27 protein-coding genes and 1 tRNA gene are annotated in these 25,281 nt (G+C 39.6%); 10 read left to right on the forward strand and 18 right to left on the reverse strand.

What is annotated here, in order from left to right; genetic code table 11:
* Nucleotides 1-47: 47 nt before the first annotated feature.
* Nucleotides 48-119 (reverse strand) — tRNA-Arg (locus tag JKG64_RS18520).
* A gap of 195 nt (nt 120-314) precedes the next feature.
* On the opposite strand from JKG64_RS18520, the gene JKG64_RS18525 reads away from it, so the two are divergent.
* From JKG64_RS18525 to JKG64_RS18550, 6 genes are all read left to right on the forward strand, one after another.
* On the forward strand, nt 315-947 hold the full coding sequence (locus JKG64_RS18525; protein ID WP_210355748.1) for a peroxiredoxin: 633 nt from the start codon (nt 315-317) through the stop codon (nt 945-947).
* Nucleotides 948-1,008: 61 nt separating this feature from the next.
* A complete protein-coding gene (locus tag JKG64_RS18530) occupies nt 1,009-1,323 on the forward strand; it encodes a thioredoxin family protein (RefSeq protein ID WP_021071026.1) in 315 nt (104 codons plus the stop codon).
* Entirely contained in the window at nt 1,304-1,561 is a 258-nt protein-coding gene (locus tag JKG64_RS18535; protein ID WP_210355749.1) for a DUF6952 family protein, read from the forward strand. The genes JKG64_RS18530 and JKG64_RS18535 overlap by 20 nt, the downstream gene beginning before the upstream one ends.
* Nucleotides 1,562-2,006: 445 nt before the next feature.
* The gene (locus JKG64_RS18540) at nt 2,007-4,439 is read left to right on the forward strand and encodes a PIG-L family deacetylase (protein WP_246512668.1); all 2,433 of its coding nucleotides are present in this window, start codon (nt 2,007-2,009) and stop codon (nt 4,437-4,439) included.
* 14 nt (nt 4,440-4,453) lie between these two features.
* On the forward strand, nt 4,454-4,651 hold the full coding sequence (locus JKG64_RS18545) for a hypothetical protein (protein WP_210355750.1): 198 nt from the start codon (nt 4,454-4,456) through the stop codon (nt 4,649-4,651).
* A 105-nt stretch (nt 4,652-4,756) separates the two neighbouring features.
* Nucleotides 4,757-6,460, forward strand: a complete 1,704-nt coding sequence (locus tag JKG64_RS18550) for a sodium:solute symporter (protein ID WP_210355812.1) — start codon at nt 4,757-4,759, stop codon at nt 6,458-6,460.
* 52 nt (nt 6,461-6,512) lie between these two features.
* Here the strand turns inward: JKG64_RS18550 and JKG64_RS18555 are convergent, their stop codons facing one another.
* The 8 genes from JKG64_RS18555 to JKG64_RS18590 all read right to left on the reverse strand — a co-directional run bounded on the left by JKG64_RS18555 (nt 6,513) and on the right by JKG64_RS18590 (nt 12,476).
* On the reverse strand, nt 6,513-7,418 hold the full coding sequence (locus JKG64_RS18555; RefSeq protein ID WP_210355751.1) for an N-acetylmuramoyl-L-alanine amidase: 906 nt from the start codon (nt 7,416-7,418) through the stop codon (nt 6,513-6,515).
* Nucleotides 7,419-7,428: 10 nt separating this feature from the next.
* A complete protein-coding gene (locus tag JKG64_RS18560) occupies nt 7,429-8,415 on the reverse strand; it encodes a DUF3078 domain-containing protein (protein ID WP_210355752.1) in 987 nt (328 codons plus the stop codon).
* A gap of 9 nt (nt 8,416-8,424) precedes the next feature.
* Nucleotides 8,425-9,153: a hypothetical protein gene (locus JKG64_RS18565; RefSeq protein ID WP_246512670.1), complete on the reverse strand. Its 729-nt coding sequence runs from the start codon at nt 9,151-9,153 to the stop codon at nt 8,425-8,427.
* 88 nt (nt 9,154-9,241) lie between these two features.
* Nucleotides 9,242-10,069 carry a glucosaminidase domain-containing protein gene (locus tag JKG64_RS18570; protein WP_210355754.1) on the reverse strand — a complete coding sequence of 276 codons (828 nt, stop codon included), beginning with the start codon at nt 10,067-10,069 and terminating at the stop codon, nt 9,242-9,244.
* Nucleotides 10,070-10,096: 27 nt separating this feature from the next.
* Nucleotides 10,097-10,597, reverse strand: coding sequence for a glucosaminidase domain-containing protein (locus tag JKG64_RS18575; protein WP_022829391.1), 501 nt, complete (start codon nt 10,595-10,597; stop codon nt 10,097-10,099).
* Nucleotides 10,598-10,619: 22 nt separating this feature from the next.
* Complete coding sequence (locus JKG64_RS18580) at nt 10,620-11,255, reverse strand: O-methyltransferase (protein WP_210355755.1); 636 nt, start codon at nt 11,253-11,255, stop codon at nt 10,620-10,622.
* A gap of 154 nt (nt 11,256-11,409) precedes the next feature.
* Complete coding sequence (folE, locus tag JKG64_RS18585) at nt 11,410-12,039, reverse strand: GTP cyclohydrolase I FolE (protein ID WP_210355756.1); 630 nt, start codon at nt 12,037-12,039, stop codon at nt 11,410-11,412.
* A gap of 23 nt (nt 12,040-12,062) precedes the next feature.
* Entirely contained in the window at nt 12,063-12,476 is a 414-nt protein-coding gene (locus tag JKG64_RS18590; RefSeq protein ID WP_210355757.1) for a 6-pyruvoyl trahydropterin synthase family protein, read from the reverse strand.
* A 77-nt stretch (nt 12,477-12,553) separates the two neighbouring features.
* On the opposite strand from JKG64_RS18590, the gene mqnB reads away from it, so the two are divergent.
* From mqnB to JKG64_RS18605, 3 genes are all read left to right on the forward strand, one after another.
* Nucleotides 12,554-13,171, forward strand: a complete 618-nt coding sequence (mqnB, locus tag JKG64_RS18595) for a futalosine hydrolase (RefSeq protein WP_210355758.1) — start codon at nt 12,554-12,556, stop codon at nt 13,169-13,171.
* 135 nt (nt 13,172-13,306) lie between these two features.
* Nucleotides 13,307-14,290, forward strand: a complete 984-nt coding sequence (locus JKG64_RS18600; protein WP_210355759.1) for a pyruvate dehydrogenase complex E1 component subunit beta — start codon at nt 13,307-13,309, stop codon at nt 14,288-14,290.
* Between the two features lie 81 nt (nt 14,291-14,371).
* Nucleotides 14,372-15,127 carry a DUF6263 family protein gene (locus tag JKG64_RS18605; RefSeq protein WP_210355760.1) on the forward strand — a complete coding sequence of 252 codons (756 nt, stop codon included), beginning with the start codon at nt 14,372-14,374 and terminating at the stop codon, nt 15,125-15,127.
* A 54-nt stretch (nt 15,128-15,181) separates the two neighbouring features.
* On the opposite strand, the gene gcvH is transcribed toward JKG64_RS18605, so the two are convergent.
* A complete protein-coding gene (gene gcvH, locus JKG64_RS18610; RefSeq protein WP_210355813.1) occupies nt 15,182-15,562 on the reverse strand; it encodes a glycine cleavage system protein GcvH in 381 nt (126 codons plus the stop codon).
* Nucleotides 15,563-15,635: 73 nt separating this feature from the next.
* Here gcvH and JKG64_RS18615 point away from each other — a divergent pair, with 73 nt between their 5' ends.
* The gene (locus tag JKG64_RS18615) at nt 15,636-16,832 is read left to right on the forward strand and encodes an anhydro-N-acetylmuramic acid kinase (RefSeq protein WP_210355761.1); all 1,197 of its coding nucleotides are present in this window, start codon (nt 15,636-15,638) and stop codon (nt 16,830-16,832) included.
* Here JKG64_RS18615 and JKG64_RS18620 read toward each other — a convergent pair.
* From JKG64_RS18620 to JKG64_RS18655, 8 genes are all read right to left on the reverse strand, one after another.
* The gene (locus tag JKG64_RS18620; protein ID WP_210355762.1) at nt 16,829-17,497 is read right to left on the reverse strand and encodes a DUF2461 domain-containing protein; all 669 of its coding nucleotides are present in this window, start codon (nt 17,495-17,497) and stop codon (nt 16,829-16,831) included. The genes JKG64_RS18615 and JKG64_RS18620 overlap by 4 nt on opposite strands.
* 2 nt (nt 17,498-17,499) lie before the next feature.
* Complete coding sequence (locus JKG64_RS18625) at nt 17,500-18,300, reverse strand: phosphatidate cytidylyltransferase (protein WP_210355763.1); 801 nt, start codon at nt 18,298-18,300, stop codon at nt 17,500-17,502.
* Nucleotides 18,290-18,520: a putative signal transducing protein gene (locus JKG64_RS18630; RefSeq protein WP_210355764.1), complete on the reverse strand. Its 231-nt coding sequence runs from the start codon at nt 18,518-18,520 to the stop codon at nt 18,290-18,292. The genes JKG64_RS18625 and JKG64_RS18630 overlap by 11 nt, the downstream gene beginning before the upstream one ends.
* A complete protein-coding gene (locus JKG64_RS18635; protein WP_210355765.1) occupies nt 18,486-19,433 on the reverse strand; it encodes a CPBP family intramembrane glutamic endopeptidase in 948 nt (315 codons plus the stop codon). The genes JKG64_RS18630 and JKG64_RS18635 overlap by 35 nt, the downstream gene beginning before the upstream one ends.
* Before the next feature lie 60 nt (nt 19,434-19,493).
* Nucleotides 19,494-22,793 carry a S41 family peptidase gene (locus JKG64_RS18640; protein WP_210355766.1) on the reverse strand — a complete coding sequence of 1,100 codons (3,300 nt, stop codon included), beginning with the start codon at nt 22,791-22,793 and terminating at the stop codon, nt 19,494-19,496.
* Between the two features lie 150 nt (nt 22,794-22,943).
* A complete protein-coding gene (locus tag JKG64_RS18645) occupies nt 22,944-23,678 on the reverse strand; it encodes a zinc ribbon domain-containing protein (RefSeq protein ID WP_021071003.1) in 735 nt (244 codons plus the stop codon).
* A complete protein-coding gene (locus JKG64_RS18650; RefSeq protein WP_210355767.1) occupies nt 23,678-24,775 on the reverse strand; it encodes a Nif3-like dinuclear metal center hexameric protein in 1,098 nt (365 codons plus the stop codon). Before JKG64_RS18650 ends, JKG64_RS18645 begins: the two co-directional genes overlap by 1 nt.
* An 11-nt stretch (nt 24,776-24,786) precedes the next feature.
* On the reverse strand, nt 24,787-25,281 hold the full coding sequence (locus JKG64_RS18655) for a hypothetical protein (RefSeq protein ID WP_210355768.1): 495 nt from the start codon (nt 25,279-25,281) through the stop codon (nt 24,787-24,789).

A 25,281-nucleotide genomic window follows, 5' to 3' on the forward strand; every position in this document is an offset into this window, starting at 1 on the left:
AAAGCCAAGGTTGATTGAACAATCCCTGGCCTTTCTTTTAACTCGAGTAGCCCCGAGCAGAATCGAACTGCTATCAAATGTTTAGGAAACATCTATTCTATCCGTTGAACTACGGGGCCAATTTTTGAAGTACACAAAAGTATTATTCTCTTAGCTTCAAAACAAGAGCTCATTTTATTTTTAGCGAACCTATAATCAACAGCTATAACAAACATAGCGCTACAATAGATTTTGACAATATCAAATAGGTAAATTCGATTTATAGTTGTCGTTATTATGCTTACCTTTGTAGTACAAAAAAAGAAAGATATATTATGAGTTTTACAGGTAAGAATTTTCCGAACATTACAGTAGATGCAATTGATTATTTAGGTGACTACATCTCAATCAATATTTTTGAAAAAGCCCAAAAAGAAAACAAAAAAGTATTGTTATTCTGGTATCCAAAAGACTTTACTTTCGTATGTCCTACAGAATTACACGCTTTTCAAGAGGCTCTTCCTGAATTTGAGAAACGTAACACGATTGTAATCGGTGCATCATGCGATTCTAACGAAGTTCACTTTGCTTGGTTGAATACAGCAAAAGACAATGGCGGTATCGAAGGTGTAGAATATCCTATCATTGCTGATACAAACCGCAATCTTTCTAGCGTATTAGGTATTTTAGAGATGAAAGAAGTAGAGCATCCTGAGTACGGCACACTAGTAGAAGGTTCTGCTGTATCTTACCGCGCTACTTATCTAATCGACGAGACTGGTAAAGTTTTCCACGAATCAGTAAACGACATGCCACTTGGACGTAACGTTAAAGAGTACATCCGTTTAGTTGACGCTTATGCTCACGTTCAAAACCATGGTGAAGTTTGTCCAGCAAACTGGGAAGAAGGCAAAGATGCGATGAATGCGACTCGTGAGGGTGTAGCTTCATACCTATCAGCAAACTAAGAAATCTCAACTACTCAAGAGGCGGATTTCTTCCGCCTCTATTATTTAAACACAAACTATTATGTTACAGGAATTAGAAAACGACACCTTACAGGAAGTTGTTAACAGCAACAAAACTGTAATGGTACAATATGCAGCCTCATGGTGCGGTAACTGCCGTATTATGAAACCAAAATTCAAAAAATTGGCTACAGAGAATGAAAACGTGACTTTCATTATCGTAGATGCGGAGAAAAACCCAGAATCTAGAAAATTAGCTAATGTCAATAACTTACCTACATTTGCTGCCTTCAAAGATGGCAAATTGGTAAATCAAGTACAGACAAACAAAATTGAAGGATTAATTGATTTATTAAATGAAGTTACCAGTAATTAAGCACCTAACAGATTTCATCGAGCAGAATGATGCGGATTACGTATTGGAAACGATTGAAACATTGGAGTCCTTAACTGAAGTTTCCTCTTTAAAAGACGAAGAGCTAGATGTTATCGGCGAATTAATCTCAAACATGTATGGCGCCATCGAAGTGGACAAGCTAATCAAGGAAGGGACTCCCAAAAAAGAAGCTTTGAACTCATTCATGCAACGTGTATTGGGATCGATAGACAAGTAAGGAACCGACACACTGACTGACAAAAGCTCATCTTTTTATACAGAATACGAGGTCACATCGTTTTTTGTTCATAACTCGAGCGATGTGGAAAATTATTTTTCAACATATCACTTATAATATTGTGCTTTTTATAGTACTTTTACTAGTGTTGAAGGGTTACACCTTAATCTGGTGAGTCGTAACACTAATATGCATTTAATAATAAATTAAGCGCACACTATTTTAAGACCAAAGATTTTTAATTGTTGGAAAAAGAGCTAAATTACATTTAGCTCTTTTTTTGTTCCCTCAAGTTCGCTGAAGTCCCCTAAAGTCTTCTAAAGTCCGTGATAGGCCTAGTATAGCTCCCTTTACTAAGGTGTATGTCTGTATTTACCATAACAATATTACAGTTTGCCGACCCTATAAATTGCTTATTCTTTGACCTAAACATGTATATTTAACTATGTTTAGAAAAATATCCCTTTTATTTCTATTTCTTATTTCACTTCATAACGCGGTATGGTCCCAACACGGGAACATGGCTTCCAGTGAGATCATGATCAAGCTTCAAAAACTTAATACACTAGGATCGGTTCTGTACTTTGCCGCACATCCGGATGATGAGAACACTCGGCTGATTGCATGGCTGGCTCAAGAACGAAAATATAGAACGGGTTACCTTTCCCTGACACGTGGTGATGGTGGGCAAAACCTTATTGGCACAGAGCAAGGAATAGACCTTGGACTGATACGTACACAGGAGTTACTTGCGGCGCGGTCGATAGATAAGGGTGAACAGTTCTTCAGCTCCGCTTACGACTTCGGTTTTTCCAAGACCCATCAAGAGACATTTGATTTTTGGGATAAAAAAACGGCCTTACGTGAGGCCGTATGGATTATCCGTAAATTCAGACCCGATATCATCATTACTAGGTTTCCTCCAGACAAACGCGGAGGACATGGACACCATCAGGCTTCAGCTATATTGGCACACGAAGCTTACCTTGCTGCCGCTGACCCAAATCAATTCCCGGAACAACTTGCTACTGTATCTGTATGGAAAGCAAAACGCCTTCTATGGAACACTGCTAATTTCGGCGGAATGAACAATACCTCTGAAGACCAACTGAAAGTAGATATCGGAGACTATAGTACGTTATTGGGAGACTCTTATGGCGAGATTGCGGCACGTAGTAGATCACAGCATAAAAGCCAGGGGTTTGGCGCTGCTACTACACGAGGCACAAGCATCGAATACTTTGACTTCGTGGCAGGTGACAAGCCACAAGAAGACCTAATGGAAGGAATTGAAACAAGCTGGAATCGAATCCCTAATACTGCCGATATACAAGTCCAAATCAACAATATTATCAAGGGGTTTGACTACCTAAACCCCGAGAAAAGTATTCCTGCCTTGTTTGCGCTCCGGGAGCAGGTTCGCACAATTGGCGACCCTTACTGGAAAAATCTTAAAACTCAAGAAATCGAAGATATTATTACCGCTTGTGCGGGCATATGGGTGGATGCAACAACCGTATCTAGCCAATACCCTATGAACAAAAGCTTTGCTGTATCTCTTGAAGCCATTGCAAGACGTCCGGGAATTAAAGTCAAGCTTATCAAGACAAGCTTGGGAGAAGTCAATCAAGCACTCGCAACAAACAACACTTGGAACTCGTCAAGCCTTTATACATGGTACCGCAATACACAACCCTACTGGCTTGAAAAAGCACATTCGTTAGGAAAATTCGATGTAGAGCCGAAGGATATAGGATTTCCAACAAACGCGAACCATCCAATAGTCGAATTTACCTTTGACATCGATGGAAAATTACTTCAGAGATCCCAAGCTATACAATATAAAGTCGTTGATCCTGTCCGTGGCGAGATCCACAGCCCTGTAGCCATCACACCCGTCCTTACCGCGGAAGCCTCCTCAACGATTGTCTTAAGTACTAACGGTGAAGAGAAAAGCGTAGATATCACTTTTACCCGACATAATAAAGATAGCAACAACTTTATAGTCACCATACCGAAATCTGATGGATGGCAGGTGGTTCCTCAGCAATTAAATTTGGATTTTGGAGAGTCGAATACCATTATCAAACAAATCAGGATAAAACCCTCCTCGGCAAATAGTGATCGCTCTACAATCAACCTGATATGGAATGATCAGGCTTTGAAGTCAATCAAGACCATTGATTATGATCACATTCCCCGTATCACTTGGTTTCCTACAACAATCATTAACTGTGAGCGTCTTGCTCTAGTAAACCCAATCAAAAGTATAGGTTATATTGCTGGTGCTGGCGACCTGGTTTCTAAATCATTAAATGAAATTGGTATAGCAACCACCAACCTAAATGGACATAATTTATCTGCGCCATTACTCAAGCAATATGATGCTATCGTAGTCGGTGTACGTTACTTTAATATCAATCCACAGGCTGCTACGACTCAAAAACTCTTGATGGATTATGTAGCACAGGGAGGCGTTGTATTAATGCAGTATAATGTCAACACTAAGCTCATGACCGAACAGTTAGGTCCCTATCCATTCGCTATATCAAGAGACCGCGTGACAGAAGAAGACGCTATTGTACAATTTGACGCTAAAGATATTGTGTTCTCTTACCCCAATAAGATTACGGCAATCGATTTTGAGGGCTGGGTACAAGAACGTGGGCTGTATTTTGCAGACGGTATCGATCGGAATTATCGCACACCTCTGTCCATACATGACAAAGATGAACAGCCCAATAAAGGCTCACTCTTGATTACCAATTATGGAAAGGGTAAGTTTGTATACACTTCGTTGGCCTTTTTCAGACAATTACCTGCAGGAGTTCCCGGAGCTTATAGATTATTCGTAAATTTGCTAACAAAAGAAAAGTAATTTTAACATTAGAGATGGAAAATCAAGTAAACGACGCACAACCTATTAATGCAAAAGGTTTAATTTTATTAATTGGCTCTGTATTTGGCGCGCTGACAGCTTTTGCGTCTAGCGGGTCATTTTCAAGCATTATCGGAGGATTAGTAGGAGGTTTTATCTTCGCTGTCTTCTTTAATACAGTGCTTTTACCACAAAAACCTCATGACAGATAAAGGACTCCCTCCTTTTGTACGTAGCTGGCGCCAATTTTACTGGATTCTGGTAATCTGGCTACTCCTATGTATCGTATTCATGTACTTATTCACGATACATTATTCATGAGTTCTATCGACTGGATAGTGCTTTTTACTACCCTGCTTTTGATTATCGCCTATGGCGTATTCAAAAGCAGGAATATTCGTAACATCAACGGTTATTTACTCGGTGACCGTGAACTTCCCTGGTACAATGTAGGTCTCTCTGTAATGGCCACTCAAGCGAGTGCCATCACCTTCTTATCGGCTCCGGGCCTGGCTTATTCTTCCGGAATGAGCTTTGTTCAGTTTTATTTTGGACTCCCACTGGCCATGATTGTGCTATGCATCACCTTTGTACCTATTTTTCATAGGCTTCGTGTATTTACGGCCTATGAGTTTCTAGAAAAGAGATTTGATGTCAAAACCAGAGCATTAACCGCTTTCTTATTTCTAATCCAACGCGGAATTTCTACGGGAATTACAATTTTCGCACCTGCTATTATCTTATCGACGATATTACACATAGACATCACCTACACCACGTTAGCGATGGGTAGTGTAGTCGTACTTTACACCGTTTATGGTGGGACAAAAGCGGTATCTTATACCCAACTCTTGCAGATGGGCATTATATTCACAGGTCTCCTCGCCGCTGGTTTTATGGTAATACGTCTACTTCCGAGTGACATTGGATTTAGCGAAGCCTTACATATCGCTGGCAGATCAGGAAAGACCAATGCTATCGATTTTACTTTCGACCTAAACAATCAATATACGGTGTGGACAGGTCTGATCGGAGGCTTCTTCCTTCAGCTTTCTTACTTTGGAACCGACCAAAGCCAAGTCGGGCGTTATTTGACAGGATCATCTATTCGAGATAGTCGAATGGGATTATTAATGAATGGACTTTTAAAAGTTCCTATGCAATTCTGTATCCTGTTAATAGGTGTATTGGTCTTTGCCTACTATCAGTATCATACACCACCGTTATTTTTCAATTCGCAGGAAACCAACAAGCTTGAAAACAGCATTTATGCCGAAGATTATGCACAATTACTACGTCAGCAAGAAGCAATTGGATTAAGCAAATCACAAACAATTACAGCACTAACTAAAACATTGGCAGAGAAGGATAACCTCAATGCAACCATTAAAGGCGAAGAACTAAATGCCCTAAACGCAAAATCGGATGCGCTGCGCCAAGAAGTGATTGGTTTGATCAAGAAAAACGACACAACTGCCGACACGAATGACAACAACTATATTTTCTTGTCTTTTGTTACTTCGACCTTCCCAAAAGGATTTATTGGGTTGCTTATCGCCATAATTATGCTAGCTTCTATGGGAGCCACAGCAAGCGCAATAAATTCGCTTGCCTCTACAACCGTCATCGATATCTATAAACGGTTCATCAACAAGGAAGCTTCAGAGCGTGCTTATCTGAAAGCCTCTAGGTTGTGCACACTGGGTTGGGGAATTTTTACGGTCATAGTTGCCCTATACGCAAACAAACTAGGCAATCTCCTAGAAGCAGTTAATATTTTAGGGTCTCTATTTTATGGCACACTACTGGGTATATTCCTCGTTGCTTTCTACTTTAAGAAAGTTGGGGGCAAGGCTGTTTTTTGGGCCGCAATTCTTACAGAACTTATTATTATTGGAATCTGGAAAGCTGACGTCGTTGCCTTTTTATGGCTTAACCTGATTGGTTGTGTACTCGTTATCATCATAGGACTCTTACTGCAAAAGTCACTACCAAAAAAAATACTAAATACTAAATACTAAATACTAAATACTAAATACTAAATACTAAATACTAAATACTAAATACTAAATACTAATAATACTTACGATACAAATCATACAATACAGCTTGATCATGAGCTGTCAAGACACCATTCACTTCTTTAACAATATACTTTCTCTTAAAGGCACGAATCGCACCTTCTTGATTACGCATATCATACCCCATTATCTTTAAGGCGTCTATTGGGTTGAAATTAGCGGGAGGCATCATTAGATAGTCTTCGTTATACCAAATTCCAAACCCTCTTTCTGCTAGTAGTTTCCATGGGAATAAAACACTAGGGTCGTCCTTACGCATTGGGGCGATATCTGCATGACCTATAAAATTGAGCTGAGGGATCAGGTACTTCGCTTTCAATGTATCCAACAAAATCAACAAGGAGTTTATCTGTGCATCCGGAAATGCCTCCTTCCCATTATTATCCAGCTCTATGCCTAAGGATATGGAATTGAGATCATCAATGTTACCCCATTTTGATTTGCCGGCATGCCAGGCGCGTTCATAATCATTGAGCATTTGAATAACTTGCCCGTCCCTCCCTATTACATAATGGGCACTCACTTTTGAATGTGGCACCTGAAAGGTACGTACGGTTTGCGCAACGCTATTCTGCGCAGTATGGTGTATGATGACGAAATTAGGCTTGCGGAGGTCATAATGTATGGCAGCGGCCCAATCTGCACCTTTATATATCCCCATACGCTTTTGTTCCGCAATCTTTTCCTCCGGGGTCAACTCTCGGAATGCCTGAAAAACAGTTGTATCTACCGCTTTTTGAACTTCAACTTTTGCTATTTCTTCAACTTCAGTCAATACCTCTTTAGCAGGCAGCCCAACCGGCACATCGACCTTTTTTACTACCGTTACTTTCTTTGATGTACTACATCCAATCAGCATAAACAAACTGACTCCTACGACACCCCCCTTCAGCAGCATATATTACTTCTTATCTAGGCAGTGCATATATTACGCCCATTGTCAAGGCTTGGCTATATTGTACCCTTGGCGAATCATCAGATTTGTACACTAAAATTCCTGTAAGTGCAACATTGACTAAGCTAGTTACTTTTGCCGTTAATGTTGCATCTAGCCTATGATCGGGATCTGTAACATCTTTATAGTCAGCAAAGAGATTATAACGCGCTTTTAGGTTCAGATTTTGAGACAGATTGCGGTCCAAGTTTGCTGTAATTTGAAAAGCGAGGTCATTCTTGAATTTCTTTCCTGGTTCTACACCATATACAGGCGCTTTCGCATTTAAAGGAGGTGCTATCCTATTGTCCAAAATTAATGTTTGACGGGCTGTTCCTGTACCAAAGCGCAAGGAGAAGGTCTTATCGGGCTTGTATTCCAAACCGAATGATTCTGTAAAATAACCCGGAGCCATAAACGCAGAGAGTGTGTCTACAATATTTTCACCTTTTGGATCGTACTTATATCCGACGTCAAACTGTGACTCGAATGTAAATGAGAAATATAGTGCCCAAATATCCGTAAACTTATAGGCCAGCTTATTATCCCAAAAGATACGATCATTATTCTTTTTCGCTAGCTGATCTTTATTCCAGACTTTTCCGTACCTAAAATCCAACTCCGAAACAAAATTAAAGCGATCTTTATTGTATTCGGATTTATGCCAAAAAGTTCCCCCAAGCGCGACAGAATTTACTCCTCCAGCTTTCCAGTTATCACTAAAGGTAGCTTGGTTTAAATTCAATCCAAACTTTGTCCAGTGCTTCCAGTAATCGATTTCGAGACCCAATTTGGGAATCGGAACATTAATCTGTTTAATTTGAACACCTTTAGTTGTATCTGCATTTAGTCTTTTTGTATTAGGGTCTTCTCGCAGCTCTTTTAGATCTCCCTGAGAAAAGGCCTGCATACTGCAAAAAATCGCCACAAAGCTTAAAAATAAGGGTAAATGTCTCATCATATACGATTACTAATATTCTTTATTGATATCTATGTTATTCAAGTCTGGTAGTGGCTTAATATAAGGCACAAATTTGAAATACTCATATTTGGACTTTATATAGCTCACCATTTGATAATGTGTTGCCAAAGATACAAAATCATACGAAGGTCTGTATCTTACCATAAAATTGTCCAAAGGCTCTCCCTCCAGTCCAGTTACTCCTTTGATCAATTCTTTGGAAAAGCGAATATCGACTATATTTTCCTCATATTCCTTTTGAAAATACTTCGTTAGTCTCCGAGCATTCTTCGCCTCTCTACTAAACAAGCTGTATATCGCATTTATGCTCAACCCCGCCCCAGTAGGCCCCACACTCAGGTAGCTACCCGGGTCGGCCAACTTATAGGCTTTATCATAATCCCTGTGTCTATCTGCTAGAATTTGTTCAGGCGTCTTTCTGGCAACAACTGTTACGGGATCGATATATATAGAAGTCTTTTTTAAATTAAAAATAAGAACTTTCTCTCCTTGGTAGGTTAATGTATCGCTAAAATAATGTTCTTTTTGGGCTATAATCTGGTCACCACGTTGCATCTCCAAGGCAAACTCTCCTCTTGAGTTATTAAAGACATTTGCGCCGGAAGTCTTGTTAATCATTAACACCCGACCAATCCGCTGTTTTGTGTCTTTATCAAAAATCAACCCTTCTATCTTTTGCTGGGAATAAATAGGCCCACAAACGAAAAGCAGTAGCATCAACAGTACTATGTTTAGATTGGTGTTCACAACTGTAAATCTACATTATTACCGAATAAAACACTATAATTTTAACAATGTTTTACTTCTATTTGGTAATCACAAGTAGCTGCCCTATTGACAATGTGTCATCTGAAAGGTTATTCAACTGCTTAATCTGGTCGACTGTAACATTATACTGACGACTGATGCTATACAGTGTCTGAGCAAGTTTTACTTCATGAATGATCATAGCAACTGGTGATTTAATCTGCTCAGGCTTTGTGATGGGTTCCGTTTCGATTTTGGTCTCGATTACTCTTTCTATCTTCTCTTCACGACGGCCCTTCTCGACATAGGTTTCGCCTCTGTCGTATTTGTAAAGCTCATACCGTTCTATTAAATCAACCAATAGCTCGGGATACCTCGGGTTGGTCGCATAGCCTGCATCCTTCAACCCTCTTGCCCAACCTTTGTAATCATTTCTATTTAGTGTAAATAGCTTCTCATAACGTTTGCGCAACAGAAACTGCGAGTGATCTTTAAAGGATTGTTCGGGATTATCATATACCCGAAAACAATCATTTGGGTTGTCATCGGCTCTTCTTACACTTTTTCCATTCCAGACACCTCCACATTTTATCCCAAAATGATTATTCGCTTCCCTTGCTAAATAGGAGTTTCCATTTCCAGATTCCAACAGAGCCTGAGCTAACTTGATACTAGCAGGTATACCATAAAGATTCATTTCCCGAATAGCAATATCTTTATATTGCTCAATATAAGAAAGTCCTGATGTAGAGGTCCCTCCTTTGCTCGCATTAGGTCTAGAAGAAGAAGTACCCGACGATGAGGGATGTGATAATACCGTTCTCTTTTTTGAAGCACAAGAACCCAACAAGCCCAGTAGGACGACAGATAACAATAGAAATCTCATCAATTTTGAAAAAAGTATATAAATCTACTAATTTATATCCAATTCATCCAAATCGTACCTGTCAATCGTGTTCAGAACCTTGCTACTCCAGCCTTTGGTCGCAGAATAGCCGGAGCGGGCAATTCCTTTGACCCAAGCGGTATAGTCTTGAGGAGAATATTTTTCAAACAAAGGCTGTGTAGCCTTTCTTCTCTTTAGAAGTCCTACAAAATCATTATAAGAAGCCCATACAGATTCATAACCTTTGTAGGCGGATCTTATCACTGAACTGTTGTTCTTTCCCTTGATTCCAAAATGATTGTTTAAATGATTGGCAATTCGACTATTGCCATAAGCACTTTCATGAATAGCGACTGCTAAAATCACAGATGCTGGCACACCTGTCTCGCGCATAAGCTGCTGTGCAACGCTCTTGTGCTGCTCGATATAACTTGAGGGGCTAAATTTCTTTTGTCCCAATAGTGTCGTTACTGAAGCGAAACACAATACTAGTAGCAGCAATGCTCTGCTGCATAAAGATTTTTGCATTTTTTACTTTTTAGTTCAACCATTACTTTTTGCGTAACACAAAAAGCCCGTCCCTGATTGGCAAAATCAATTTTTCTACACGATTGTCTTTTGCCAAGGTGGCGTTCAATTCTAAGACTTGTCTTGTTTGACTGTCCGGATTGCTCTCAAAGACCTTTCCTTTCCACAATACATTGTCCAACAAAATAACACCCCCTTTTGGAATCCGATCTATTAACATTTCATAATAAACCAAATTCCGCTTTTTATCTGCATCGATAAATACTAAATCAAACTCTCCTTCTATCGTTGGGATTACATTGATGGCATCCCCTATGTGATATTGAATCTGTGAAGCATATGCAGAGCGTTCAAAATATCCTGAAACTCGCTCTTCCTGCTCTTCATTAATATCGATAGTATGAAGAGTGCCATCTTTGGTCAACCCTTCCGCTAAACATAACGTCGCATACCCTGTAAAAGTACCTACCTCTAGAATTTTTTTTGGGGCAAGCATCTTGCTAATCATAGACAAGACACGCCCTTGGTAATGCCCCGATAACATATGGGGCATCGTCTCTTTCAAATATGTTTCTCTATTTATAACTCCAAGCAACACATCCTCTGCATCACAAGTCTCTTCTAAATAACCACTTACCTCTTCTTGATCTTGAAACATGGTTGCGAATTTACGGAACAATTTTAGAAAACAAATTATTTTTACTCCTGCTATTAGGTTATATCAACTGACCCTAGGATATTCCATAATCAAAAAAACCTTGTTTTCAGATTGAAAACAAGGTTTTTTTGATTACTTATGATTAACTTATGGCCTAAGCTAAGGACGCAGTTATTAATCTTAAAAATTCTGATCGTGTAACATCATTTTGAAATTCTCCAGTAAAAGCAGAAGTTGTTGTTACGGAATTTTGCTTTTGCACACCACGCATTGCCATACACATATGCTTGCACTCTATCACTACGGCCACTCCTGCTGGATTTAATGTATCCTGAATACAATCTCTGATTTCATTCGTCAACCGTTCCTGTACCTGCAGACGTCTAGCAAATGCATCTACTATCCTTGGAATCTTGCTTAATCCTACAATATGGCCATTGGGAATATAGGCGATATGCGCTTTCCCAAAGAATGGCAACATATGGTGCTCACACATGGAGTACACCTCTATATCTTTTACCACAACCATCTGGCTATAGTCTTCTTCAAACATAGCGCTACGAAGCACTTCTGCTGCATCAACATCATACCCATGTGTCAGAAATTGTAATGCCTTTGCTACACGCTCAGGAGTTTTAATCAGTCCCTCTCGATTTGGGTCTTCACCTATGGCAGATAGTATGTCATTATAGTGCGAAGCTATACGCTCCACTTGCTCCACATTATACTGGTCTATTTTCTTATAGCCTTCCAATTCCTCATTGAAATCCGTAGGATTGCTCATTTTTTAGCTAATTTTTTATGTGATTAATCGCCGAAATATTCGACTGAGTTATTTTCCGTTTCGTACAGCTTTACACTATGCAACTGTACATTTTCCTGTTCAAAGTGAGGTTTAAGCACATGAAAGATCTCCATGGCAATTATTTCTGTTGATGCCATTTTGCCTTGCATAAAGTCTACATCCAAATTTATATTCTTATGATCCATTTTATCAATGACTTCTGTATTGATAATACTTTTCATCAGTTTCAAATCGATCAAAAAACCTGTTTCTGGATTCACTGTTCCTTTTACTGTAACATACAATTCATAGTTATGTCCATGCCAATTAGGATTGGAACAATAGCCGAATACAGCTTCATTTTTCTCCTCTGACCAATCTTCGCGATGCAACTTATGGGCAGCACAGAATCTCTCCCGTCTTGTAATGTATATCATATACGCAAATATACCTTAAAAAACTCTATTTTAGCAGTCAAAAGCAGAAGATTCCTTCACAAATAATATACAGAAAAATGAGGCCTTTGATTGTAGCTGCGACTGACGCAGAGATTGCTCCAAGTATCGATTTTCTAAAGCGCTTACAAATACCTTACCTAACTACTGGAGTAGGGATGACAGCCACAGCATACCAGCTAGGCAAAAGTATAACCCAGATTCGCCCTGATTATATTCTCAACGTTGGTATAGGGGGAGCCCTCTACAAAGATATCCCCTTAGGTACGGTCATCCAGATAACAAAAGATAGCTTTTCGGAACTAGGAGCTGAAGATGGGGAGCTTTTTTTGCCTATAGAAGAACTCGGTTTTGGAAAGAGCGTCTTTACCCCCTCTTTTCCTTCGTTGGCATCGCCACCACAACTAGCACTACATACGGGTATTACAGTCAATACCGTCCATGGTAACGAGCAATCTATCCTCCTGCTCAAGGCGAGGCTTTCTTCGGCAACTATTGAAACGATGGAAGGAGCTGCTGTATTTTTTGTTAGCGAAGCAGAAAACATTCCTTGCCTACAAATCCGGGCTATCTCCAACTATGTAGAAAAACGGAATAGACAGGCATGGGAGATACCTTTGGCGATTAAAAATCTAAATGTATGGTTGCAAGAGTTTATCCTTAAAAACAGCCTGTAACGCTCGTAATTGTTGTGGTATTAGACTAATATATCTCCAACAGAAGACAGCAATATTACATATGATACATATGAAATATCATTATTAAATAGTATTTTTGCATATCAAAGGTTAATTAAAACGATTTCAAAACTAATGAGAGAAATTCAATTCAGAGAAGCGCTTCGTGAAGCAATGAACGAAGAAATGCGTAAAGATGAAACTATATTTTTAATGGGTGAAGAGGTTGCTGAGTATAATGGTGCTTATAAAGTAAGCCAAGGTATGCTTGATGAATTTGGCCCAAAACGTATTATTGACACTCCTATTGCTGAATTAGGTTTTGCTGGTATCGCCGTTGGCGCTGCAACGCATGGCTTAAAACCAGTTGTAGAGTTTATGACGTTCAACTTCTCATTAGTCGCAATAGACCAAATAATCAACTCAGCGGCTAAAATCCGTCAAATGTCTGGCGGACAACTATCTTGCCCTATTGTTTTTCGTGGCCCTACTGGAAATGCTGGACAACTAGGAGCGCAGCACTCTCAAAACTTTGAAAACTGGTATGCAAATACTCCAGGCTTAAAGGTTGTCGTTCCCTCAAACCCATACGATGCAAAAGGCCTTTTGAAGTCAGCCATCATTGATCCGGATCCTGTAATCTTTATGGAGTCTGAAGTTATGTACGGTGACAAAGGAATGGTTCCTGAGGAAGAATATTACTTACCTATTGGAAAAGCAAATATTATCCAAGAAGGAAGCGATGTAACGATTGTATCATTCGGAAAAATGCTCCCTAGAGTTGTTATCCCTGCAGTAGCAGAACTAGAAAAAGAAGGACTTAGCGTCGAATTAATTGATTTACGTTCTGTACGTCCAATTGACTATACAACAATTGTAGAATCCGTTAAAAAGACAAATAGATTAGTTGTTGTGGAAGAAGCATGGCCATTGGCCTCAATCTCTTCAGAGATTTCTTTCCACGTACAAAAGAATGCTTTTGACTACCTTGACGCTCCGGTATTACGCGTTACTTCAGCAGACGTGCCATTGGCCTACGCTCCAACACTAGTAGAAGCAACTTTACCAAGTGTAGCAAAAGTAATTAATGCTGTTAAAGAAGTTACCTACAAGAAATAACATTTAAAAAGCATATATTTAAAAGGAGCCTATGAGCTCCTTTTTTTATGAAATCACAACAATAAAAAATACTTTATCTCCATGAAAAAATTTTTCACCACATTATTTGTAGCCTCTACAATCGTACTAAGCGCACAGGCACAAGAGAAAATCACGTTTAAGCTAAACCCTGAAAAAGGCAAGGTCATTCCCATTGAAATGATTATGAAGTCGGACATCGAAGGTGCACAAAATATGATCATGGACATGTCTATGCGAATGAACATGACGGCAATAGAAGTTACAGAGACAGAGGCTAAATACGAAGCTAGGTATACGCAGGTCAAGACAGACATTAACGCCGGAATAGTTACTATTTCTTATGATTCTTCCAAAGAACCTTCTAACCAAATGGAGGAGATGATGGCTACGCAGATGAAACCACTATTGGACAACACACTTAGTATCACCATGGACAGAAATGCCAAAGTTTTGGAAATGGATTTCCCGAATGTCCCAGACGAAGCTTTTGATCGGTCTAGCATCCAAGGCATGTCGATTGCCTTTCCAGATAGACCGTTATCTGTCGGAGATTCCTGGCAAAATGAAATCAGCTTAGCGCAATTAGGTGCCAAAGGAAAGAATACAAATACTTTCGCGGAGAAAACTGCTGAGGGCTATAAGATTAATGTAGAAGGTACTTATACAGACAACACTGGCGCCACTATCGGCACATCTACTGGCTACTATATCTTACACCCAAAGACATTTTTCACCACGCATTCTGTTGTCAATACAGTTATTGAAATACAAGGAAATAAGATATCCTCTAGCATAGAACTAAAAGAAATCAATTAAAATAAAAGCCCACTCGAGAGTGGGCTTTTATTTTAATCATTTATGAAATCAAGATTATGCGTTGATCTCAGATTTATATCCTTCGGCAGTCAACAAGGAATCAACATCAGCCGTGTTCGCTATTTTAACGCGAATAATCCACCCGTCACCGTATGGATCTGTGTTTACTAATTCTGGAGAAGCATCAATTGCATCATTTACAGCCAAAACGGTTGAGTTCATTGGCATAAATAAGTCAGATACAGTTTTTACTGCTTCGATAGTACCGAAAACTTCGTTTGCAGCCACTTCTTCTCCGACAGTGTTAATATCAACAAAAACAATATCACCTAACTCACGCTGAGCAAAGTCTGTAATACCGATTACGGCTTCATCGCCTTCTACACGAATCCATTCATGATCCTTTGTGTATTTCAATTCTGCTGGAAAATTCATTTTTTCTTCTTTTTTTTCAAAAATATCATTAACAATTGACATTACCAAAAGCGAATATGTGTATTTTTAGAATATGAATGGTCAAATTGAAAAGCTTTACGAAATAAGCAAAAAAGACAGTCGATTAATCATTGGGCTTATGTCAGGCACGTCATTAGACGGTCTAGATATTGCGCTTTGCAAGATAGAAGGAAGTGGACTCAGCACCTCGTTAAAGCTTCTTCATTTCGATACCCTGTCCTACCAAGATGAATTCAGAAATAACATACGCAGGATCTTTGCTAAAAAGGAGATAAACCAACAAGACTTTTCAGGTATTAATCCCTATGTAGCACTCGTACATGCATCTTTAGTGAATAATGCGCTTAAAAATTGGGGGATCGCTCCTCAAGACATTGACTTGATTGCGAGCCACGGACAGACAGTTTATCACGCTCCTCAAATATTAACTAAGAACCCGGATCTACCTAATAGTACACTTCAGATCGGAGATGGAGACCATATCGCTGTACACACCGGAATCATCACGGTATCAGATTTTCGTCAAAAACATATTGCGGCGGGTGGCGAAGGAGCTCCTCTGGCAGCATACGGTGACCTCCTACTGTTCACTGATACCGTAGAAAATAGAGTTCTACTTAATATAGGGGGAATTTCAAACTTCACCTTTCTCCCTCAAAAAGGCTCTAGCACGAAAGCTTTTGCTACTGATTTAGGCCCTGGAAACACCTTGATGAACCAATACATGTTTCAACATTTTGGCACTGAGATGGATCTGGATGCCAAGGTCGCTCACACAGGCACTGTCAATCAAGTATTGCTAAAAGAGCTACTACAAGAAGATTTTCTTAAGTTAGCATTTCCTAAGACCACTGGTCCCGAACTATTTAATCTAAGCTATTTACAGCAGAAACAAGTGGCAACAAATTCACAGGCTCTTGCACCACAAGATGTAATGGCTACACTGAATATGTTTTCAGCAGAGGCTATTGTACAAGGCATAGAAGCGGTGACACAGGGCATGGAAAACATAGCCGTGTATGTAAGTGGAGGCGGTCTTCATAACCCCTTATTAATGGCTAATATCCGAGCAGGGCTTCCCTCGGTTAAAGTTACTTCTATTGATGAGATCGACATGAACCCAGATGCCAAAGAAGCCTGTCTCTTTGCTGTATTAGCAAATGAAGCCGTAGCAGGCAATCCAGAAAATGTAGCTGGATTGAAAGACTCCCCTGCTGTATGTATGGGCAAGGTTAGTTTCCCATTTTAAGATTCTATATCGATGGCTTCCTGAATGAATTTTTTAAGTGGATAGATACGCTTACATATATCAACAACGGCATTTATCGAATCTGCCTTAGTAATTTCAGAATCCGTCAGAGACTCATGTATGATAAAGCTCTTTAGTTTAAGCACTTCAATATTCGGATCCTCTGCAGTATACCCTGCAGGGGGTCTGCTTAATTTATCCTCTTGAGACAGGTCTGAAACTGTCCACTGCCCTGCTTGCAACGCTTTATTCAGCAGCTCATAATTGTAATCAATTTCTTGACGGATTGCGTCTAGGTGTTCTTTTTTGGGCCTCCAGTATCCCGCTGCCATAAAAGAATTATTAGGCTCGATATGTATATAATATTCCGGCCCATCAAGCTTCCGCCCGTCTATAGAAATACCTGCTGCTAGCCAAGATTTATAAGGAGATTTATCTTTCGAAAAGCGCACATCTCTGTAGATCCTAAACATACATTTCGATGCTTTAATATCAGTGTTAATCAACGGATCAAATTTCGACAGCTCCACAATCAGTCTCTCAATAAAAGCCTTTACATCGGCAAGTGCCTCGTCATAGCGTTCTTTATTCGCCTGAAACCATTCTCTGGTATTATTTCGTGCAAGGTCTGCTAGAAATTCAAGTGTAGAAGTCGAAATATTCATAGTTATGCTATCATTAATAAAAACAAAAATACCAAAGGAGCTGCCATTAAAAGTCCATCAAACCGATCTAACAATCCGCCATGCCCCGGAAGTATATGACCCGAATCTTTTACACCTAGACTACGTTTTAACATGGACTCCACAAGGTCACCCAAAGTACCAAATACACCGATAATAAGTGCCATGCTCGCCCATTCCCATTTTGTCAAAGAACCAAAATACTGCTCTAGATTAAAAGCAATAGCGACTGCAAATAGGACGCCACCGATAAATCCTTCCCATGTTTTATTAGGCGATATCCGCTCGAATAACTTGCGTTTGCCAAAACTTCTTCCAGCAAGATAGGCTCCTGTATCATTTGACCAGAGAATCAAAAGAAAACCGAGTGGTATATAGTAATTAAAGTTCCCTTTTATAAATCCCAAAGCTAGAAAAAACAGGAATGGAATTCCGGCATAAGTAATTCCCAATAGGGTATAACCAATATCATTAAAGGGAAGTGCCCTTTTTTGGAATAACGCCAAGATAAACATTAAAGAGAAAAATGGAATAAATAACCATACCTTGATAAACGGGATCACTCCCAAACAATGTAAAGCAATAAGACCACTCAAAACAGCAAATGCAAGTATTCCTAGAAAAATCATGGGTTTTACTTCTTCCTTACGGACTATCCCATAAAATTCATATAAACACCAAAGGCCCAGTAATGAGAAGAAGGAAACAAAAACAACTTGTCCCAACAGATGCGCACCGATCAATACGGCTATAAAAAAAAATCCAGTAATAGCTCTAGTTAACATCCTCCGCCCCTATATTATTCTCTTCATTATCCTTAATTAATCGCAATGCTTCTTGTTCCATATCCTCATGAACATAAAGTTCAATCTTTCCAAACAGATAAGACGAATCTTGCTTGTTCAATAGCACTGAATGTACACCATTCCCTTCCAACATCTGTTTTACGATCTCCGCTTCAATAGCGCTGTTATATACTTGTATTTTTTTCCAATCTTTCTCCATTAGCTTGCTTTTGTTTTGAAATTTTATAAAACCAGATTCCTAAGAGTATCGTTAAAATAAAGCCTCCAATATACACAAATATTGAATAGCTATCGTATGACTGTAGTTCGGCGTATGTTTTCCCTTGCCTAGTATATACAAATGCCAAGACCGCCACTGTCGCATTATTCACGAAATGAGCCAGTATAGGTATCCAAATATTCTGTGTCCACACAAACATATAACCAAAGAACACACCTAGGATCATCCTAGGGAAAAATCCGAAGAACTGCACATGTATTGCACTAAAGATAATAGCGGAAAGCCACACAGTAATATGATAATTCTTAACGAGGCGCTGTATAATATGCATTAACGAACCTCTGAAATAATATTCCTCAGCAATTGCTGGCATAACGGCCATTACGACAACATTTACTAGGAGCAACTCCCATCGATCTATCATCACAATCCGTTCAGTCAAACTAGCCATATTATCCTCTTGCAATCGCATCCAGGTCTCTACCCCTTTCAAACTATCTGGAAACGTCATCTGTGCATTTGCATCCCCTATCAGTTGCATGATTGGACCGAATGCAAACAGCAGTGCAACGGCAATCAAATAGGTTATCCCATTTTTTTTATTCTCTGCAGGAAAATAATTAAAATAGGGCTCTAACCTTTGTAGGATAAAAGCAGGCAATAAAAACGTACCGAAAGAACTAGCGATCAATAGTGCATACAAAAAGAAAGGGCGATTGGAAAAGGAGGACAAACCGCCTTCATTCTGCAGCACTTCTGTCAGCCCCCGGTCGGAGATAACGCCCAACAGAAGGATTATGAACTGAACTCCCACACTACAAGCCAGCGTCAATACCAACAAAATAAGGAGCGAACTCCATGGGCTATTTGGTTTGCCAAGATATTGATTCATGCGCTAAAGTTACTTAATATTTAGAATAACAAAAGGGGGCCTAGCCCCCTTTTAGTAATTTTAATTGACACGAATCGGATCCGCGGGTTTCCTTACCTGTTGATAAGGATAGGTCTTCATCTCCTCTAAAAGAAGTTTAACTGTTCGTTCTAACTGAGGATCTCTTCCTTCCAATAAATCTTTAGGCATCTGCTCTACAAAGATATCCGGCGCCACACCTTCGTTTTCGATAATATAGTTACCATTCAAATCATATACGCCAAAGTTTGGAGAGGTAATACTTCCTCCGTCCAACAATGGTGGATATCCCGAAATACCAACCAATATACCCATGGTAGTACGACCTACTAACTTACCTAATCCTTTAAATCGGAACATGTATGGCATCATATCACCTCCGGACCCAGCATTTTCATTGATAATCATCGCTTTTGGTCCATAGATACCATTGCCTGGTGTCGTAAATGATTTGCCATCGCGAATCCCCCAACCTGCGATAAGCTCTCTTGACAACAGATCTATAACATAATCTGCCACAGAGCCACCACCGTTGTTCCGCTCATCGATCAACAATGCTTTCTTGTCCATTTGAGAGAAATAATATCTATTGAAGTTACTATAACCTTCCTGTCCGGTATTAGGCATATATACATAGGCAATCTGTCCGTCGCTAAGTTGATCCACTTTCTTTCTATTAGATTCAACCCAGTCCATGCTTCTCAATCCCATTTCATTCTGGAAAGAAATCGGATTGACAATCACATCTCGGCCACCTTCATACGAAGGTTTCGTATTAATTTTCAACACCACCTGTTTACCGACTTTATTTTCCAGCAACTTGTAAAGACTCACATCTGCAGTCAATTTTACACCATCTACTGCTACGATATAGCTCCCCTCTTTGACGTTCAGGCCTGGCTCAGCCAAAGGCGCTTTGAATGAAGGATTCCAATCTAAACGTGTAAATATTTTATTGATTTTATAATATCCATTTACCAACTCTAGATCTGCACCTAGTGCCCCTGTACTTACTGAAGGCGAGGACGGTTGATCCCCAGGATAAATATAGGCATGCCCTACAACCAACTCACCCATCATTTCGTTCAATAGGTACCCTAAGTCCGAACGGTGGCTTACATATGGTAAGAATTTCTCATATTTCGCTTTTACAGCTTCCCAGTTCGCACCATGCATATTCTCTACATAGAAGAAATCTTTTTGCATAGCCCACACCTCATTAAAGATCTGATTCCACTCTGCTACGGGGTCAACTTCAAATTTGAAGTTGTCAATATTCACCTTTCCAGCACCTGGAGCGGGCTTTTGCCCAGCATTGACAATGAAATAGTCTCTCCCAGTGGTATACATCATTTTTTTACCATCTGCACTGATACAGAAAGCACGCGCATTGTCCACCAGCGATTTGTCTTCCATCTTCGTCAGATCAAATGCACCAATTGTACCACCGCGCTGATAGGTCAATGTATTTTCAACATTTCCATCCAATCTATAGTACCCAACAGGTAAAGGAAGAGCTACAATACGATTATTGATATCATCAAAATCTACTTCCAGTTTCTTTTCTACAGGTTTTGCAGGCTGTTTAGCCTCTTCCTTAGCAGGAGCTTTCTTTTTACTATCTTTCTTCTCTGCTACTTTTTCTTCTTTCTTCGGCTCTTCAACTTTATCCTCTTTCACCGTCTCTTCATCACTTTCGTTTTTAAACAAAGAAGGTGTTTTCTTCGATAGGATAAAAGCATATACATTAAACTGTGGGTTACGTTCATACGCAGACATGTGCAATCCTGAATTTGTCAACCCTGTATTCGTACTAGCTATAAAGAAAAGGTATTTACCATCTTTACTGAAAGCCGGCTGTGCGACAGCACTCATTCCATCTGTTACTTGATGTGACTGCTTTGTTGCAATATTATACATGAATACTGCGCGTACACCATTGTTAAGACTCTTGACATACGCGATCCAGTTTGAATCGAAAGACCAAGATGGCTCAAAGTGATTACGTGTACGCCCTGTGATAGAAGCTAATTTATCAGAATCGACCAGCACAACATTTTTCGTCACGACATCGACATAATAAAGATTAAGGTGTGCGTCATTAAAAAACAACTTCTTACTATCTGGAGACCATGTCGGCTCGAAGTAATACATTCCAGCCCCTAGGTCAATATAAGTAGGCTCATCTGCAGCCTTCTGATCACGGAGTACCAGCTGGTACTTTCCGCTTTTGTCTGACAAGTAAGACACCCACTTACCATTTGGTGACCAAGAAGGAAATTTCTCATGGCTACCTACCGAGTTAGAGATATTTCTTGCGTCACCTTTTTCTTTAGGTACAGATATGATCTCACCTCTACTTTCGAACAACGCACGTTGTCCTGTAGGCGAAATATCGAAGCTACGTATATCCGCTCTAAGGTCTACATATTTCGAGCGCTTAAACATAGGGTCGGCAGCGACCGATATTTTTAGCGTATTTACATTCTTTGTACCTAAATCCATAATGTGGACCTGGCCATCGTATTCGAATGTCAACTCGTTACCAAACCCTTGTAAAGTACGTACATCATAATCTTTATAGTTAGTCAGCTTTTCAATCTTCTTAGATTTTGTATCATAACTATAGATATTGACAATTTTATCCCTATCAGACAAGAAATAAATTTTAGAGCCTAACCATAGAGGCTTGACATCATTACAATTCTCTCCTGGGATTACTTCTACATTTTTGGTCTTGGTATCGAACACCCATATAGACGGCATACCACCACCACGATAGCGCTTGAAAGCTACACGATCACGTTCCGTAGGATCAGAGTTCTTGATATAAGCCCAGTAGCGTCCATCTTCAGATGGCGTACCCTGATAGGCTTCAGGCATCGTCAGAGGAGTTGCATTCTCAACTGTTAATTTTGTTTTATAGAGTCTAGCCCCTAGTGAGTATTGGAACTCACGTGTAGTCTGGAAATATACTTCTTCATTATTCAACCAACCTCGAACGAGATCCGCGGCAGGGTGAAAAGTAATACGTTTTGGTTCTCCCCCTTCTACAGGAATGGTATACACATCTGTATTACCATCATAATTCCCTGTAAAAGCAATTTGTTTACCATCAGGAGAAAACATGGGGTTCATCTCGACACCAGGATTAGTGGTCAATCGACGCGGGTTCTGTCCGTTCTTATCAGCGATCCAAATATCACCTCCATAGACAAATGTGACATGTGTCTTACTAATACTAGGATTACGCAGCAATAATGTTTCTTGCTGGGCATGAGCAGCAGAGAGACTTCCAACAGCCAATGCTATACTCAGAAAATTAGAGACTTTTTTAAACATAAAGATATTTTCAAGGTTATTGAATGGCAAATATATTTGATTTTAGCTGAAGAACAGGATTATATCTAAGTTGTTGCAATTAAATGGCGATTGGAATAAAAAAAAGGCTGTTCGTTTTGAACAGCCTCTACTTATATTTTCTTGTCTGAATTAATCTTCAGATGCAATTTCTTCATCTACAAGAACACGTCCACAGTGCTCACAGATAATGATTTTCTTACGTTGACGAATCTCTGATTGCAATTGAGCAGGAATTTTATTGTGACATCCTGAACAACTATCTCGCTCTATAGATACAACAGCTAGACCATTACGGTATGAACCTCTAAGCTTGTTATAAACTTTTAATAGACGTTCTTCGTTTTTCTCTGCAGCAATATCAGCTTTCTTCAAGAATTCCTCTTCCTCGATTTGAGTTTCTGAGGTTATTGTTTCCAACTCTTGTTTCTTGACATCCAGCTCACCTTTAGAGAAATCTAGGTTCTCCTTAGTTTTCTCATAAGCTTCTGTTTTATTTTTAATTTCAAACTCCGCTTCTTTGATACGCTTTTCGCATACTTGAATCTCTAAGCCTTGAATTTCGATTTCTTTGGATATCGCATCGTATTCACGATTGTTTTTCACCTCGTTCAATTGCCCTTCGTATTTTTTGATTGCAGACTGTGCATCTTTAATCATATTTTTACGCTTCACGATTGAATCTTCTAAGTCATCCAATTCCACTCGAATCTTTTCAAGGCGAGTCTCTAGCCCAGCCATTTCGTCCTCTAAGTCGGCAACCTCTATAGGTAGCTCGCCACGTACTTGACGAATCTTATCTATCTTTGTGTGGATCGATTGCAATGCCCACAATGCTTTTAATTTTTGTTCTACGGTTTGTTCCATTAACTGTAGTATTTTATTGGATTTGTGTCTATTTCTGTCAATAGAACAGCAAAGTTAACAAATTTTTTCTGAATAATCTCCAACAATAATTCTTGCGTAAATTGTTCGGATTCGAAATGCCCGATATCGGCTATTACGAGATCCCCTTCCGCATCAAAAAATTCATGGTATTTATAATCTGCGGTAATAAAAATATCTGCGCCAGAACGTTTTGCTTCGTTTAATAAAAAGCCTCCTGCTCCACCACAAACTGCTATTCGCTCTATCTGTTTGTTTGGTAACTCGGTATGGCGGATTACATTCAGTTTCAAGCGTTCTTTTAAGTAATGTAGCACGCTATTTGCTTCCATTGGCTCAGCAAGATTTCCGATCACACCTGATCCGACCTGTTGCAACGTGTTTTCAAGGTTCACGATATGGTAAGCAACTTCTTCATAAGGGTGCGCTGACAACATAGCCACGACAATCTGTCGCTCAATAGGTCCAGGAAAAACAACTTCAATTTTTGTTTCTTCAACCCGTTCTTGTGTCCCCACCGTGCCAATAGCCGGATTTGCTCCGCTCAAAGGTCTAAATGTACCGTATCCGGCAGTATTATAGCTACATTGATCATAGTCTCCTATGCTTCCAGCTCCTGCATCGAAAAGAGCCTGCCTTACGTCTTCTACGTTTGCTCTAGGTACATAGACTACGAGTTTTTTTAATAATCCAGACTTAGGGCTTAGTATGGCTTGGTTTCTCAAACCTAGCTTCTCAGCGATCTTTGAACTCACACCACCAATTATATTATCTAGGTTGGTATGGATGGCATATAAAGCGATATTATTTTTTATGGCTTTCATCACCGTCCGTTCCACATAGTTGCGGCCATTGAACTTTTTCAGACCTTTGAAAACTATGGGATGGTGCGAAATAATCAGGTTACACCCCTTTGCAATCGCTTCCTCTACAACGGCCTCTGTACAGTCTAGAGATATCAACGCTTTATGAATCTCATCGTCTGGGTGCCCGACAATCAATCCTGAATTGTCATAGGATTCCTGATACGAAAGAGGCGCTATCTGTTCAAGATACTGTGTTATTTCTTTTACCTTCATATAGCTCAATTTTATAGATAACTATCTTCAATTTCTTCCTCAGTTCTGTTTGTTGTATCCCGATATTGAAAGGGCTCGCGGAGTAGCTTTTTATACTCATATATTTTAAACCAGTATAATATGAAGCCAACAAATGCTATTATAGAGGCTATAAAACCAACAAAAACAGGCAAAGGTATATTACTGACCATATATCCTCCTGCATACATATAGCCCTGCTTTTGGGTTGGATCTTCTTCCACTGCAACCTGGCGGTCATAGAATTCGTTGTTCAAGGAATCCGTTAATCTTCGAACAACGACAAAATTCCAATAGATATTGAAAAAAGGTAAGGCAACTAGCCAAGCTTGCTTAGGGAGAATACATCTATTCTCTTCTCTAATTAAATTTAGTGTGGTTCGTATAGTATTGGCAAATAATAGCCATATCAATACTTGAACAATGAAAGCAATTATGAGATAAGGAACGAGCTTCTGAACATCAGGATTCTTTAAGAGTTCTTCCAT

Source organism: Sphingobacterium tabacisoli (assembly GCF_017908035.1).
GTDB lineage: Bacteria > Bacteroidota > Bacteroidia > Sphingobacteriales > Sphingobacteriaceae > Sphingobacterium > Sphingobacterium tabacisoli.

Bases quoted from the DNA above. Each gene is read 5' to 3' on its own strand.
- JKG64_RS18600 (WP_210355759.1), top strand. From the start codon at position 13,307: ATGAGAGAAATTCAATTCAGAGAAGCGCTTCGTGAAGCAATGAACGAA.
- JKG64_RS18525 (WP_210355748.1), top strand. From the start codon at position 315: ATGAGTTTTACAGGTAAGAATTTTCCGAACATTACAGTAGATGCAATT.
- JKG64_RS18650 (WP_210355767.1), bottom strand. From the start codon at position 24,775: ATGAAGGTAAAAGAAATAACACAGTATCTTGAACAGATAGCGCCTCTT.
- JKG64_RS18560 (WP_210355752.1), bottom strand. From the start codon at position 8,415: ATGATGAGACATTTACCCTTATTTTTAAGCTTTGTGGCGATTTTTTGC.
- JKG64_RS18645 (WP_021071003.1), bottom strand. From the start codon at position 23,678: ATGGAACAAACCGTAGAACAAAAATTAAAAGCATTGTGGGCATTGCAA.
- JKG64_RS18615 (WP_210355761.1), top strand. From the start codon at position 15,636: ATGAATGGTCAAATTGAAAAGCTTTACGAAATAAGCAAAAAAGACAGT.
- JKG64_RS18580 (WP_210355755.1), bottom strand. From the start codon at position 11,255: ATGTTTCAAGATCAAGAAGAGGTAAGTGGTTATTTAGAAGAGACTTGT.
- JKG64_RS18570 (WP_210355754.1), bottom strand. From the start codon at position 10,069: ATGAGATTTCTATTGTTATCTGTCGTCCTACTGGGCTTGTTGGGTTCT.
- JKG64_RS18545 (WP_210355750.1), top strand. From the start codon at position 4,454: ATGGAAAATCAAGTAAACGACGCACAACCTATTAATGCAAAAGGTTTA.
- JKG64_RS18575 (WP_022829391.1), bottom strand. From the start codon at position 10,597: ATGCAAAAATCTTTATGCAGCAGAGCATTGCTGCTACTAGTATTGTGT.
- JKG64_RS18605 (WP_210355760.1), top strand. From the start codon at position 14,372: ATGAAAAAATTTTTCACCACATTATTTGTAGCCTCTACAATCGTACTA.
- JKG64_RS18535 (WP_210355749.1), top strand. From the start codon at position 1,304: ATGAAGTTACCAGTAATTAAGCACCTAACAGATTTCATCGAGCAGAAT.
- JKG64_RS18530 (WP_021071026.1), top strand. From the start codon at position 1,009: ATGTTACAGGAATTAGAAAACGACACCTTACAGGAAGTTGTTAACAGC.
- gcvH (WP_210355813.1), bottom strand. From the start codon at position 15,562: ATGAATTTTCCAGCAGAATTGAAATACACAAAGGATCATGAATGGATT.
- JKG64_RS18565 (WP_246512670.1), bottom strand. From the start codon at position 9,153: ATGCTACTGCTTTTCGTTTGTGGGCCTATTTATTCCCAGCAAAAGATA.
- JKG64_RS18555 (WP_210355751.1), bottom strand. From the start codon at position 7,418: ATGCTGCTGAAGGGGGGTGTCGTAGGAGTCAGTTTGTTTATGCTGATT.
- JKG64_RS18640 (WP_210355766.1), bottom strand. From the start codon at position 22,793: ATGTTTAAAAAAGTCTCTAATTTTCTGAGTATAGCATTGGCTGTTGGA.
- JKG64_RS18625 (WP_210355763.1), bottom strand. From the start codon at position 18,300: ATGTTAACTAGAGCTATTACTGGATTTTTTTTTATAGCCGTATTGATC.
- folE (WP_210355756.1), bottom strand. From the start codon at position 12,039: ATGAGCAATCCTACGGATTTCAATGAGGAATTGGAAGGCTATAAGAAA.
- mqnB (WP_210355758.1), top strand. From the start codon at position 12,554: ATGAGGCCTTTGATTGTAGCTGCGACTGACGCAGAGATTGCTCCAAGT.
- JKG64_RS18540 (WP_246512668.1), top strand. From the start codon at position 2,007: ATGTTTAGAAAAATATCCCTTTTATTTCTATTTCTTATTTCACTTCAT.
- JKG64_RS18620 (WP_210355762.1), bottom strand. From the start codon at position 17,497: ATGAATATTTCGACTTCTACACTTGAATTTCTAGCAGACCTTGCACGA.
- JKG64_RS18630 (WP_210355764.1), bottom strand. From the start codon at position 18,520: ATGGAGAAAGATTGGAAAAAAATACAAGTATATAACAGCGCTATTGAA.
- JKG64_RS18655 (WP_210355768.1), bottom strand. From the start codon at position 25,281: ATGGAAGAACTCTTAAAGAATCCTGATGTTCAGAAGCTCGTTCCTTAT.
- JKG64_RS18635 (WP_210355765.1), bottom strand. From the start codon at position 19,433: ATGAATCAATATCTTGGCAAACCAAATAGCCCATGGAGTTCGCTCCTT.
- JKG64_RS18550 (WP_210355812.1), top strand. From the start codon at position 4,757: ATGAGTTCTATCGACTGGATAGTGCTTTTTACTACCCTGCTTTTGATT.
- JKG64_RS18590 (WP_210355757.1), bottom strand. From the start codon at position 12,476: ATGATATACATTACAAGACGGGAGAGATTCTGTGCTGCCCATAAGTTG.